The following is a 13,352-nucleotide window of genomic DNA, read 5'->3' on the forward strand; positions in this document are numbered from 1 at the left end:
TTCTCCCCGCTGGGGAGAAGAGGCTCGCGCCGGCGTTGACGGTCACTTCTCCCCTCGGGGAGAAGGTGGCCCGAAGGGCCGGATGAGGGGGCATGGCTCCGACATCCGGAAATCCTCACGGCATCAGCTGATACTCATAAAGCTTCTGGTACAGCCCGCCCTGGTTGAGCAGCGTGCGATGCGCGCCGCTTTCCACCACCTTGCCGGCTTCCAGCACCACGATCGTGTCGGCCTGGTGCACGGTCGACAGGCGGTGGGCGATGACGATGGTCGTGCGCCCGACCGTCAGTTGCTGCAGCGCATCGCGGAACAGCGCCTCGGATTCGGCGTCGAGCGCACTGGTCGCTTCGTCGAGCAGCAGGATCTCCGCATTGCGCAGCATGGCGCGCGCGATCGAGATGCGCTGGCGCTGGCCGCCTGACAGCAGCGCGCCGTTTTCGCCCACATCCGTGTCATAGCCCTTGGCCATGGCGCTGATGAAATCATGCGCGTTGGCGGCCTTGGCGGCGGCGATCACCTCTTCGTCGGTCGCGTCCTGGCGGCCGAGGCGGATGTTGTGCATCACCGCGCCGGCAAACAGGAACGTGTCCTGGCTGACATAGGCGATCTTCTCCCGGACCGAGGCGAGCGTGGCGTCGGAGATGTCCTGGCCATCGAACATCACCCTGCCGATCTGTGGGTCGTACATGCGCATGATCAGGTTGAGGATGGTCGACTTGCCGCTGCCTGAGGGCCCTACAAGGGCCGTCATCTGGCCGGCGGCAAGCGTCAGGTCCAGTCCCTCGAACACTGGCTGGCTTTCGGGGTAGGCGAAGCTCACATTGTCGAAACGGATCTCGCCAGGCCCCGTCTGCAGCGGCTTTGCATCGGGCTTCTCGGCCAGCGTCAGCGGCCTGTCGGCAAGCTGGAACATCATGCGCACGCCGACAATGCCGGTTTCCAGCGAGATGCGTACGCGCGCCAGGCGCTTGGCCGGCTCGTAGGCCAAGAGCAGCGCTGCGATAAAGGCCATGATGTTGCCCGGCATCTGACCTCCACCCAGAACCAGGAAGCCGCTGACCAGGACGGAGCCGGAAATTGCCAGCCCGGCAAGCGTTTCCATTACCGGGCTGGTGGCGGCTTCCAGCGTCGCGATGTTGTTGGCGCGGGTCTCCACGTCCGACACGGCCTTGTACATGCGCTTGCGCATCGCGCCTTCGAGGCCGAAGGATTTCACCACGCGCACGCCCACCGCCGTTTCCTGCATCACCTGCACGATCTGGCCGAGCGAGCGGAATTCCTGCGCGGCAATCTTGCGCACGCGCTTCAGGATGTGGTTGACGCCGTAAATGGCTATGGGGCCGATGACGAAGCAGATCAGGGACAGCGCCGGCTGCTGCCAGACCATCACCCCTACCAGCACAATCATCGTCACCAGATCGCGCACATAGGATGTGACGACGAGGTCGAGCACGTTGCGCGCCGCCTGCGCGTTGTTGGTCATGCGGGTGATCAGCTCCGACGACGAGGTCGAATGGTAGAACTCTATGCCTTGCGCCAGGATGCGGTCGTAGATCTTGCGTTGCCGGTCGGCGATGATGCTGTTGCCGACGCGGCTCATAAAGTAGGCCTGCACGAAGTTGGCGATGCCCTTGAAGACGAAGATCGCGGCGACCCCTCCGGCAATTAGGTTGACGCGGTCGAGCCTCTTGTAGATCACGAACTCATTGGTGATCTCGCGAAGAATCCAGGCGCTGGCGCCGGTCATGGCGGCCACCACCAGCATCGACGCGATCGCGGCGGCATAGCCAAACTTGTGCTCTTGGAAGGATTCCTTCACCAGCCTCGCGATGAGGCGCTGGTTTTCCGTCGAACGGAAGAAGCGAAACAATGGTTGATCCCATGCCTGACTGAGACGAATTTCGGATTCGCCACGGGGGCGACTGGCGGCTTATAGAGCGAGTTGCCGCCGGATGGAACCTTTGGAAAAAGAGGGGTGCCCATCGCGCGACGATAGGGCGCTCAATCTGCAGGGAGATGACGACAGATGGATTTCGACCTTGTTGTGCGCGGCGGAACGCTGCCTGATGGCACTATCGCCGATCTCGGCATTGTCGGCGAGACGATCGTCGCCATCGAGCCAAAGTTGAAGGTCAGCGCCGGCACGGCGATCGACGCCCACGGCAATCTGATCTCGCCGCCCTTCGTCGACCCGCATTTCCACATGGATGCGACGCTGTCCTACGGCATTCCGCGCATCAACGCCTCGGGCACGCTGCTCGAAGGCATTTCGCTGTGGGGCGAGCTGAAGCCGCTGCTGACGCATGATGCCGTGCGTGAGCGGGCGCTCGCCTATTGCGACTGGGCGGTCTCGATGGGGCTGCTCGCCATCCGTACCCATGTCGATGTCTGCGACGACCGGCTGCTCGCGGTCGAGGCGCTGCTCGACGTCAAAAAGATTGTCGCGCCCTATATCGACCTGCAACTGGTCGCTTTCCCGCAGGACGGCTTCTACCGCTCGCCGACGGCGCGGCAGAATACGCTGCGCGCGCTCGACATGGGTGTCGAAATCGTCGGCGGCATCCCGCATTTCGAACGCACCATGGCCGACGGCACGCGCTCGGTGACCGAACTTTGCGAAATTGCGGCAAAGCGCGGGCTGATGGTCGACCTGCATTGCGACGAGACCGACGATCCGCTGTCGCGCCATATCGAGCAGCTTGCCTATGAGACGCAGCGCCTCGGCCTGCAGGGCAGAGTGGCCGGCTCGCACCTCACCTCCATGCATTCGATGGACAATTATTACGTCTCCAAGCTCCTGCCGCTGATCGCCGAGGCCGGTGTGTCGGCGATCCCCAATCCGCTGATCAACATCATGCTGCAGGGCCGCCACGATACGTTTCCCAAGCGCCGTGGCCTGACCCGGGTGAAAGAGATGCTGGCGCTCGGCATCCGTGTCGGCTGGGGCCAGGATTGCGTTCTCGACCCCTGGTATTCGCTGGGCACCGCCGACATGCTCGACGTAGCCTTCATGGGCCTGCACGTCGCGCAAATGTCGAGCCCGGCCGACATGGCACGCTGCTTCGACATGGTCACCAACGTCAACGCCGCCATCATGGGCCTCGATCATCTCGGCCTTGCCGTGGGCAAGCGCGCCAGCTTCGTCATCCTCGACGCCGGCAACCCGATAGAGGCCTTGCGCCTGCGCGCCGAACGGCTCTGCGTCGTTGCCAGGGGCAAGGTGGTGGCCGAGCGCACGAAGCAGGAGACGCGGCTGTCGATCGCCGGGCGACCGGGCCAGGTGAACCGCCGGCATAATGCCGCAAGTGCGTCGGCGTCATAGGCAATCAGGCCGGCCCAACAGGCCATTGCATCTGCTTCACCAAGAAGAACGATGCCTTCGCCGAGTGCCTGCAGCGCATCGATCTAGATCGGCCCGCCGAACTCAGAAGGGCTTCGGTTTTCGATCCTGGGACAGGCCGATCATCTATCGCCCGATCATTATCCGCCCGCGGCCCCGATAGCCCGGCTTTCGCGGCAAGGTTGCGGATAGCCAGGAAAGGCATAGAGACAGCCGATTTCCGCGGCTGGTCTTACCGATTTGCCTCGTCAAAGCGGCGACTTGGAGCTAGGGAGCCGCATGGCCCAGTCGCTCGCTCGCAACTTTACGATCAGGAACGTGCTTCTGGCCGGCATTCTCTTGATGCTGGCCGGCGACTTCATGTTTGCGCTGAACGATGCGATGGGCAAATGGCTGGTCGCCTCTTTCTCGGTTGGCCAGGTGGTGTTTATCCGCTCGATCGGCGCGTTCATCGTGCTTGGCCCGATGATCGCCAACCAGGGCACTGCGAAGCTGTTCCAGATGGAGCGGCCTGTCCTCCAGTCTCTGCGCGTGGTTGCGACAACGGTCGATACCGCTCTGTTCTATGCCGCCGTTGTCTATCTGCCGCTTGCCGACGTGATGAGTTTCTACATGGCCGGGCCGATCTATGTGGCGGCGCTGTCGCATTTCCTGCTCGGCGAAAAGGTCGGATGGCGCCGCTGGGCTGCCATCCTGGTCGGCTTCTGCGGCGTGCTGATCATACTGAAGCCGTCCTCGGCGGCGTTTTCGCTCTCCTCGATGTTCGCGCTGGTCGGCAGCATTGCCTTCGCTTTCGCCATCATTCTCAGCCGCCGCCTGCGCGGCACCAGCGACACCACACTGGTCACCTGGCAGACGATCGGCACTCTGCTTGTCGGCGCCGTGATGACCATCGGTGCCTGGCGCACGCCCTCGGCGCTCGATTTCGGCGCCATGCTCCTGCTCGGCATCGTCTCCTGCAGCGCCCATCTGATGATTACCAGGGCGCTGAAGCTGGCGCCTGCCTCGACGCTGGCGCCGCTGCACTACAGCCTGCTTTTGTGGGCGGTGATCTTCGGCCTGGCTTTCTTCGGCGACGTGCCGGGCCCGCGCATCCTGATCGGCTCGGCCATCGTCGTCCTCGCCGGCTTGTTCATCTTCCACCGCCAGAAGGTGGTGGAGACCGTGGTGCCGCCGGAGAACGTGCCGAAGGGCGTGAACTGAAGCGACAAGCGTAAAGCGCGTCGAACGGTGCCGTTTTGAAGCGACACGCTTTAGCATTTGGTAATAATACGATTATCGCCCAGAATCACGGAAGTGTTCTGTCAAAAATTTTCGGTATTTACATCGATATCTTGCGGAGTAGATTTCCTGCCGGGCGCAATCCCGGATTGATTCTTGGCGGGAATAGGCCAAGACCAATATCTCCGGGGAAACTGTGATTGGGGGGATAATGGGTAGCTTTTCAATATGGCATTGGCTGATCGTTTTGGTCCTTATCGGCCTGCCATTGATATTTGTTTTAAGAGCCCCGCCAGCTGGTAGCAATCGTTTCGGAGACATACCGCCTCCTGTGAGTTTTACGGAGGCTATTTCAAGCTTTTTCCAGAACTATGCGAATTTTTCGGGCAGAGCCAGCCGCTCGGAGTTCTGGTATTCCTACCTCTTCATTTTCATAGTCGGCATCGTTGTGGTCATAGTCGATGCCGTGTTGAACAATGAAATTGTCTCATCAATTTGGAATCTTGCCATCCTTGTGCCGACACTCGCCATGACCACACGCCGGCTGCACGACATCAACAGAAGGGGATGGCATCAGCTCCTTGCGGGCTTATTCCCCATCGGCACCATCGCGCTGATCATCTGGTACTGCAAAAAGTCCGACGATACAGTGACGATGGGTGAAATAGAGCGGGTCTTCAAATAGAGGCCGACGTCTAGCCCGCGCGCACAGCTGCAAGATGGCGTGAAAACTCAGGCGTCTCCATCAGCGCCTTGCAGCGGGCGAAACGGCCGTCGGCATAGGCACGGAAATCCTCGACCGGATTGTTGTTGGCAAGCTGGATCAACCCCCACAGGGTCCACAACAGGTCGCACATCGCCTTGTAGATGACGACGCGGCCGCGTTCGGCCGGCTTTGCCTCACCACCGAAATAGGCGCGCATCATCTCTTCCTCTTGCGCTGCATCGAACCTGCCTTCGACAGAGAGGTCGCCGAGATCCCAGAGCGGATCGTTCATCCCCGAATATTCCCAGTCGACGATCCACATCCGCTCGCCCGTATCGAGAAAATTCTCGCACAGCGGGTCGCAATGGCAAGCCGCAAGCGGCAGCGTGTGAGCGGCAAGGGCAGCACGCACGGTTTCGGATTCGCGCACGACGTCGTGGTAGCCGGGAGGCAAGGCCACGTCCTTGGTCGACAAGACCTTGAGGTAGTCGTCGATCATCGCAAACAGCTCGAAGCGGAACGGAAACACTGCGCCGGACGCGTGCAGCTTGCGAAAGGCTTCGCCTGCGCGGGCCGGGCTACCGGCGCGCAGCTTGAACTTCTCCGGCGACATCGTCTCGGCGCCAGCAACGAAGCGGCTCGCCATCACGCCCGTCTTGGGGTCGACATGCAGCACCTCGGGACTGACGCCGGCTTTGGCCGCCTCACGCGCCGCCACCGCTTCATTGGCGCGGTTGATGTACTCGTCGGTGCCTTTGCCGGGGATACGCAGGCAGATATCGCCGGCCCGGAAGACGAGATTGGTCATCCCGCCCAGCCGCTCCAGCGGTCCGTCATAGCCGGCCAGTGCCGGAATCGCCGCAAGTGTTGCGCGTACCTCGTCCATCCCCATGCCTGTTGCCCCTGGCGTGTTATTTCTTTCGATAACGGTTCCACAGTTTTCGCCGTTTGGCTATCATCGGTTCGAGGGTGAGCATCGAGCTGGCGGAGAAACAGCGATGGCGGGAAACAAGGATCATGGCGGGCTCGGCGCCGCCTATGCGGCGCAACGGCCCGAGGACGTGGCCGCGATCTATGACAACTGGTCGGAAACCTACGATGCCGACATGTCGGCCGCCGGCTACCGCCACCCAACGATCTGCCTGGCGCTGCTCGCCCGCCATTTGCCGCGCGGCGCCGCCCCGCTGCTCGATGCCGGCGCAGGCACCGGGCTGATCGGCGAATGGCTGGCCATTACCGGCTATCCCCAGGTCGAGGCGCTCGATATTTCGCAGGGCATGCTGGCCCAGGCGGCGGCAAAGGGCGTCTATTCGGCGCTGCATTGCCTGGCGCTCGGCGGCCCGCTGCCCTTTGCCGACAATGCCTATGCCGGCATCGTTTCGGCCGGCGTCTTCACCTCCGGCCATGTCGGCGCCGAGGGGCTGGACGAACTGATCCGCATCTGCCGGCCGGGCGGCGTCATCGTGCTGACGGTCAAGAACACGCTGTGGAACGCCGGCTTTGCCGATCGCATCGCAGCACTGGAGGCCGAGGGCAGCGTGGTCCGCGCCGAGGAGACGGCGCCTTATGTCTCGATGCCGGGCGAAGCTGACACCGTGCCCAGCCGGGGTCTTGTCCTGCGGGTGAATTGATTCTGGCTCGGCCTATGCCTTGATCTTGCTCATCGCCGGGTCGTACATCGGCTCGAGATGGATCTTGGCCGGCGTCCGCTCCATCGCCACCACCAGCTCATAGTCGCCTGAGCTGAGGAAGTCGTCGCTGACGCCGTCGGCATTGCGCACATAGCCATAGCCGATGTTCTTAGCCAGCGTGTAGCCATAACCGCCGCTGGTGAGGTAACCGACCGGTTCGCCATTGCGCAAAATCGTCTCGCGCCCGACCAGCACGACATCGGGATCGTCGGCGGTGAAGCCGGCAAAGCGCTTCTTCAACGCCGCGCCACTGATCTTTTCGAGCGCCCGGCGGCCGACGAAATCGGTGTTTTTCCTCAGCTTCACCGCCCAGCCGAGGCCGGCCTCCTGCGGCGTGTCGTTGGGCGTGATGTCGGAACCCCAGGCGCGATAGCCCTTCTCCAACCGCAGCGATTCCAGCGCCCGGTAGCCGATCGGGCGGATGCCGTGCGGCTCGCCCGCCGCCATCAGCGCATCGAAGATTTCGCCGGTGGCGGCGATCGGCACATGCAGCTCCCAGCCAAGCTCGCCGACATAGGTGACTCGCAGCGCCCTTACCGTGTGGCCGGCAATGGCGATCTCTCTGATATGACCGAACGGGAAGGCGGCATTCGAGACATCCGCCTCGGTGACCGCCGCAAGCACGTCGCGGGCGCGCGGCCCCATCAACGACAGCGTGCCGAAATCCTCGGTGACATCTTTCAACGTCACGTCGAGTCCCTTGCCGACATGGTCGCCGATCCAGGAAAGGTCGTGCGTGCGGAAGCCGGTGCCGGTGACGATGTAGAATTTGTCCTCGGCGAGCCTGGCCACCGTCAAGTCGGCCTCGATACCGCCGCGCGTGTTGAGAAGCTGCGTATAGGTCAGCCGCCCCACCGGCTTGGCGACGTCGTTGGCACAGATCCAGTCCAGCGCCTTTTGTGCGTCCGCACCCGTCATCTCGTATTTGGCGAAGGAGGACTGATCGAAAATACCGACCTTTTCGCGCACATGCCGGTGCTCATCACCGACGGGCGCGAACCAGTTCTGACGGCCCATCGAATAGATGTCTCCAGGCTCGGTGCCCTCGGGCGCGAACCAGTTCGGACGCTCCCAGCCGAGTTTGGAGCCGAACACGGCGCGATGCTGCTTCAACCGCTCATAGAGCGGCGAGACGATGCGTGGCCGTCCCGATAGGTACTCCTCATGCGGAAAGCCGATCGTGTAGTGCTTGCCATAGGCTTCCAGCGTCCGGTCGCTGACCCATTGCCGGTCGCTGTGCAAGCCGGAAAAGCGCCTGATGTCGACCACCCAGAGGTCGAGCGGCGCCTCGCCGTCGACCACCCATTGCGCCAGCACCCAGCCGGCACCGCCACCCGACGCAATACCGAAGGCGTTGAAGCCGGCGCCGACGAACATGTTGGCGCATTCGGGCGCGACGCCGAGGATGAAATTGCCATCCGGCGTAAAACTTTCCGGTCCGTTGATCATCTGCTTGACGCCGGCCCGCTCCAGCGCCGGCACGCGCGCGATCGCCTGGCTCATATGCTGTTCGAAGTGATCGTAATCGTCGTCGAACAGGCGGAATTCCCACTCGTCAGGCACATCGCCGCCGGGCAGGCCGGTCGCCCAGGCCTGCGGGTTCGGCTCATAGCCACCCATCACCAGGCCGCCAACCTCTTCCTTGAAATAGGTTCGTCGGTCGGGGTCGCGGATGGTCGGCGCGTCGGTCGCCAGGCCGTCGATCTTCTCGGTGATGATGTACTGGTGCTTGACCGGCTGCAGCGGCACGGAAATGCCGGCCATCGCGCCGACCTGGCGCGCCCATTGCCCGGCGCAGTTCACCACCTTGTCGCAGGCGATGTCGCCCTTGTTGGTCTTCACAGCGGTGATGCGCCCTTCCTTCATGTCGAAGCCGGTGACGCGGACATCCTCGAACAGCTTCGCGCCATGCATGCGCGCGCCCTTGGCCAGCGACTGCGTGATGTCGGAGGGGCTGGCCTGGCCGTCGGTCGGCAGCCAACTCGCGCCGACGAGGTCGCTGGTCTCCAGCAGCGGCCACATCTTTTTCACCTCAGCCGGTGACAGCAACTGCATGTCCATGCCGAAGCTTTTTGCTGTCGTCGCCAGCCTTTTGTATTCGGTCCAGCGGTCGGCGTTGGTGGCAAGCCTGAGGCACCCGGTCATCTTCCAGCCGGTGGCGAGCCCGGTCTCGGCCTCCAGCCCCTTGTATAGCTCGACCGAATATTTGAGCACCCGGGTGATCGAGGCCGACGAGCGCAGCTGTCCGACCAGCCCGGCCGCATGCCAGGTCGAGCCGGAGGTCAGCTTGCCCTGCTCCAGCAGCACGACATCGGCCTTGTGGTCGCGCGCCAGATGATAGGCCGTCGAACAGCCGATAATGCCACCGCCGATGACGACGATGCCGGCTTGCGTTGGCAAGGTCATGGCCGTGTTCCGTATTTCGTGCGGTAATTGTCCAGCGCTGCGTCTAGCCGCGTCAGGTTCTCTTCGGTATAGGCGACGTAGTCGATGCCCGGCGCATCGAGATAAAGCTCGGAAACCATGCTCCACATCGCCTCGCGCAACAGTGATGCGCATTGCATGGCCGCATGAGAACGACGGATCGCCTCATCCGGCTCGCGCATGAAATAGGCGGTGAGGAAGGCGAAGGACTCGGCGTCGCTCATCTCGGCATTGGAGGCAACGCCGGCAAGATCGAACATCGCGGTGTTGAAGCCGGCATATTCGAAGTCGATCAGCCATAGCCTGTCACCGTCGTCAAGAATATTTGCCGGCAAAAGATCGTTATGGCCGAACACGATCGGCAGCAGTTTCTGCGCCCGCTCCAACTCGTCGGCCAGCGCCAAAAGCCGTGGCAGTTCGTCGCGCTTGCGGCTGCCGCCTTCGCTCAGTGTGCGCGCATAGTCGCGGATGACATGGAAGACCCAGAACATGAAGCCGGCGCCGGAGATGTGATTGGGCATCTCGCGATGGAACCCGCGCATCAGCGCGGCCACCCGGCCGATATTGGCGCGCACGTCTTCGGCGACATAGGTTTTTGCGCCGAGGTATTCCGTGACCATGATGCCAGGTTCAGAATATCGAACCGCCGGCGCGAAGCCCGCTTCATGCGCAGCCCGCGATGTCATCACCTCGCGGTCGCGAAAGACGTGGTGGAACGGATAGTCCTGGCCGATACGCACGACGTGCCGCCCGGCCGCGTCCTTGACCAGGTAGTTTGCGTTGCTGAGGCCGCCCGGCAGCGGTGCAATGTCGACGCTGCCGTTCCAGCAGGGCAGGGCCCGGATGCGATCTTCAGCAGTCACGGGCCACCCCTGATTTGGCGGAGCTTCGACAAGGCGGCGTGCCGCGCAAAGAGGGTTGGGGGAACGCAAAAATCTCGTCGGTGCAGGACACCGGGACTCTCCCGTCCTGCGCCGCACCGACGAGCCCCTTTGGCCAGGTTTTGATACCCGGTCTCCGCCCCCGCGGATTTGAAAAGCCTTTGTGCCAGATCAATCCCAGACGGTCTGGCCAGACGGTCCGGTCCGTGAATTGCGGCTCTGCCATCACCCTCCCGTGGCAGTTCCGAAGCCTGTCACGCGATCAATGTCACGCCAGTCCCGCCCGGGTGTCAATCAAATGTTGTGACTTTTTTTGGGTGTTTTGCCCGAAACCGCCTGCAATTCCTTTAAAAACGTCTGTATTGCCCTAAAACCGGGCAGATCGCAGAATTCGAGAGGCCACATGATCCATTCGAAACGGCATGGCGAAATCCTCCGTCTCCTGAAGGAAGAGGGTACCGTCACCATCGCCAGCCTGGCGGACCGGCTGGGGGTCTCGCTTGAAACCGTGCGCCGTGATGTCAAGCCGCTGACCGGCAATGGCTCGGTGCTGAAGATGCATGGCGCCATCGGCCTGCCGTCGATGGCCGGCGAGGCGCCGTTCGAACGGCGCATGCGCGACAATGCCGAGGCCAAGCGGCTGATTGCCCGCATGGTCGCCGCCACTATCCGGGACGGCGAGTCGGTGATGCTGGACACCGGCACAACGACCTCGTTCCTGGCCCGCGAGCTGCTTGGCCACCGACGACTGACGGTGGTCACCAACTCGTCCGACATCGCCCGCACGCTGGCCACGGTCAACGGCAACAAGGTCTATATGGCAGGCGGCGAGCTGCGCAGCGATTCCGGCGCAGCCTTCGGCGCCTCGGCGATCGACTTCGTCAGCCGCTTCTCGGTCAGCCACGCGGTGATTTCGATCGGCGCGGTGGACGCTGCCGCAGGGCTGGCGGACTATGATCTGGAGGAGGCGGAATTCGCCCGCATGGTGCTGTCGCGCGGCCAGCGCTCGCTGGTCATCACCGACCACACCAAATTCGGCCGCCAGGGTCTGGTCCAGGTCTGCGGCTTCGACGGTTTTTCCGAACTCGCCACAGACCAGCCGCCGCCGCGCGACATTGCCGCTGCCCTGGCGGAGGCTGGTGCACGCCTTAGCATCGCAGCCGCTTAGCGAATTCTGATCCCCCGAGCACCGGAGAGCGGAGCGCGTTTCCCGACAAATCTTTCGCTCAAGCCTGCGCTTCGCAATGTTCATGCGACCTGGAAGCGACCCGGCTTGGCCGCACCTTCCGCAACTTCCCGCCGGCGACGGTGTATAAGGTGTCCAGGATCAAGAACCTCAAAACCTATGACTGGCGTTTCTCATGACCGATCCGCTGTCGGCGATCCTGGGCCTCGGGCTGCTCGGCGTCGCCTGCCTCGCTTTAACCGAAAAGATTCTGCCGCTGCCGCCCTCGCATGTGCTGCTGCTGTTCCTCGGCATGACGGCAGCCCCTGATCTATCGAGGCTGACGGTCCTGCTCCTGGTGACGACGCTGTCGGCCATCACAGGCTGCCTTGTCTGGTATGCGGTGGGACGGCGGATTGGATTGGATCGCGCTGACAGGCTGGTCGAGCGTTTCGGCAAATATGTCTGCCTGCGCTATGCGACCTACTCCAGGCTCGGCGAGGCCTATCGCCGCCATCATGTGCGGGTCTCCTTGCTGGCGCAGTTCATTCCGACGGTTCGCAACTACCTGCCGATCGCTGCCGGCGCGCTTCGCCTGCCGCTCTTGCCCTTCGCGGCGACGACGCTCCTCGGCGCCACTTTGTGGAGCACCGGCTTTCTCATCACCGGCTACCTCATGCGGGGCAGCGGCAGGGATTCCTATGCCATCGGCTTTCGCATCATCGTCATCGTGGTGGCGCTGGAAGCGACCTTCATGCTTGCCTTGCGTTATGGCCCGGCGTGGCGGCGGCGCATCAGGCTGTTGTTCGGCTGAGCGCACCGCGCCAGATATCCTGCCAGGGATAAGCCCGGCGCCGGCTTTCCTTCCCTGCTGCGCCGGTGTTTAGTCCGGCCATGGCCTTCACCATCCGCCAGTTGCAGTTCTTCATTGCCGTCGCCGAGCAGGGCACGGTGTCAGGCGCGGCACAAAACCTATCCATCTCGCAATCCTCGGTCACCGAAGCGATCAAGGAGCTGGAAAGCGATCTCGGCGTCGAACTGTTCGAGCGCCATCCGCGCGGCCTCAACATCACCCACAAAGGCCACCAGTTCTTGCGCCATGCCACCAAGATCCTGGCCGATGTTTCCGATGCGCGCCGGGCTTTCTCCGACGAACAGGTGGTGGCGGGCGGACGCCTGCAGCTCGGCGTCACCTCCCTGGTCGCCGGCTATGTGCTGTCCGACCTTCTGGCGCGCTATCGCCGCGCCTATCCCGGCGTCGATGTCTCGGCCATTGAAGACAATGGTGACTATCTCGAGCACCTCCTGATCGGCGGCAAGCTCGATATCGCCGTCATGGTCACCTCCAATTTGCGCGACCGCACGGCGCTGCAGTCGGAAATCCTCGAAGTCTCGGCCTACCGGCTGTGGGTGCCGCTCAGCCACAAGCTGGCCAGCGCCGACATTATCGGCATTGGCGATATTGCCGGCGAACCGCTGATCATGCTCACTGTCGACGAGATCGAGGAAAGCACCGGCAAGCTTCTGGCGGCGATCGGCGCCAAGCCGCATGTCGCCTTCCGCACCCGCTCCGTGGAAGCTGTGCGCAGCCTCGTCGCCACCGGCGCCGGCGTGGCGCTGCTGCCCGACCTCGTCTATCGGCCATGGTCGCTGGAAGGCGACCGCATAGAATCGCGTGATATTTCAGGCACTTTGCCGGTCGTCCAGGTCGGCATGGTCTGGCGCCGCGGCTCCGGCCTGCCGCAGGCGGCGCGCGACTTCATCGGCCTTGCCCAATCGCAGCGGACGGTACGCCAGCAGCGTTGATCGGATGTGCAGCTATCTATCGGAAAAACCGATATCGTGTTTCTGATAAATCAATTTGCGAAACCGGAATTTTCCAAGCACTTTTCATTTCAGGGACCGAACCGCCGCTAGAGCGGTA

The 13,352-nt window shown here is 62.8% G+C and carries 11 protein-coding genes; 7 read left to right on the plus strand and 4 right to left on the minus strand.

Annotation, left to right across the window (positions count from 1 at the left end; genetic code table 11):
• Window positions 1-115: 115 nt before the first annotated feature.
• A complete protein-coding gene (locus AC04SG_RS27100; protein WP_488553548.1) occupies window positions 116-1,870 on the minus strand; it encodes an ABC transporter ATP-binding protein in 1,755 nt (584 codons plus the stop codon).
• A 156-nt stretch (window positions 1,871-2,026) separates the two neighbouring features.
• On the opposite strand from AC04SG_RS27100, the gene AC04SG_RS27105 reads away from it, so the two are divergent.
• From AC04SG_RS27105 to AC04SG_RS27115, 3 genes are all read left to right on the plus strand, one after another.
• A complete protein-coding gene (locus tag AC04SG_RS27105) occupies window positions 2,027-3,322 on the plus strand; it encodes an amidohydrolase family protein (RefSeq protein WP_488553549.1) in 1,296 nt (431 codons plus the stop codon).
• Between the two features lie 297 nt (window positions 3,323-3,619).
• Window positions 3,620-4,543 carry a DMT family transporter gene (locus tag AC04SG_RS27110; RefSeq protein ID WP_142868445.1) on the plus strand — a complete coding sequence of 308 codons (924 nt, stop codon included), beginning with the start codon at window positions 3,620-3,622 and terminating at the stop codon, window positions 4,541-4,543.
• 229 nt (window positions 4,544-4,772) lie between these two features.
• Window positions 4,773-5,246, plus strand: coding sequence for a DUF805 domain-containing protein (locus AC04SG_RS27115; protein ID WP_488553550.1), 474 nt, complete (start codon window positions 4,773-4,775; stop codon window positions 5,244-5,246).
• Between the two features lie 10 nt (window positions 5,247-5,256).
• On the opposite strand, the gene AC04SG_RS27120 is transcribed toward AC04SG_RS27115, so the two are convergent.
• Entirely contained in the window at window positions 5,257-6,159 is a 903-nt protein-coding gene (locus AC04SG_RS27120; RefSeq protein ID WP_488553551.1) for a phosphotransferase, read from the minus strand.
• Between the two features lie 106 nt (window positions 6,160-6,265).
• On the opposite strand from AC04SG_RS27120, the gene AC04SG_RS27125 reads away from it, so the two are divergent.
• Window positions 6,266-6,898: a class I SAM-dependent DNA methyltransferase gene (locus tag AC04SG_RS27125; protein WP_488553552.1), complete on the plus strand. Its 633-nt coding sequence runs from the start codon at window positions 6,266-6,268 to the stop codon at window positions 6,896-6,898.
• A gap of 12 nt (window positions 6,899-6,910) precedes the next feature.
• Here AC04SG_RS27125 and AC04SG_RS27130 read toward each other — a convergent pair whose 3' ends face one another.
• On the minus strand, window positions 6,911-9,364 hold the full coding sequence (locus AC04SG_RS27130; RefSeq protein WP_488553553.1) for a GcvT family protein: 2,454 nt from the start codon (window positions 9,362-9,364) through the stop codon (window positions 6,911-6,913).
• Window positions 9,361-10,245, minus strand: coding sequence for a phosphotransferase (locus AC04SG_RS27135; protein WP_488553554.1), 885 nt, complete (start codon window positions 10,243-10,245; stop codon window positions 9,361-9,363). The genes AC04SG_RS27130 and AC04SG_RS27135 overlap by 4 nt, the downstream gene beginning before the upstream one ends.
• A gap of 421 nt (window positions 10,246-10,666) precedes the next feature.
• On the opposite strand from AC04SG_RS27135, the gene AC04SG_RS27140 reads away from it, so the two are divergent.
• The 3 genes from AC04SG_RS27140 (at window position 10,667) to AC04SG_RS27150 (ending at window position 13,234) form a co-directional block, all read left to right on the plus strand.
• A complete protein-coding gene (locus AC04SG_RS27140) occupies window positions 10,667-11,431 on the plus strand; it encodes a DeoR/GlpR family DNA-binding transcription regulator (protein WP_352555466.1) in 765 nt (254 codons plus the stop codon).
• A 193-nt stretch (window positions 11,432-11,624) separates the two neighbouring features.
• Window positions 11,625-12,242 (plus strand): DedA family protein, encoded by a 618-nt coding sequence (locus AC04SG_RS27145; protein WP_488553555.1) that lies wholly within the window; start codon window positions 11,625-11,627, stop codon window positions 12,240-12,242.
• A gap of 80 nt (window positions 12,243-12,322) precedes the next feature.
• On the plus strand, window positions 12,323-13,234 hold the full coding sequence (locus tag AC04SG_RS27150; protein WP_112560641.1) for a LysR family transcriptional regulator: 912 nt from the start codon (window positions 12,323-12,325) through the stop codon (window positions 13,232-13,234).
• Window positions 13,235-13,352: the final 118 nt, after the last annotated feature.

This window comes from Mesorhizobium sp. CNPSo 4684 (assembly GCF_057784315.1).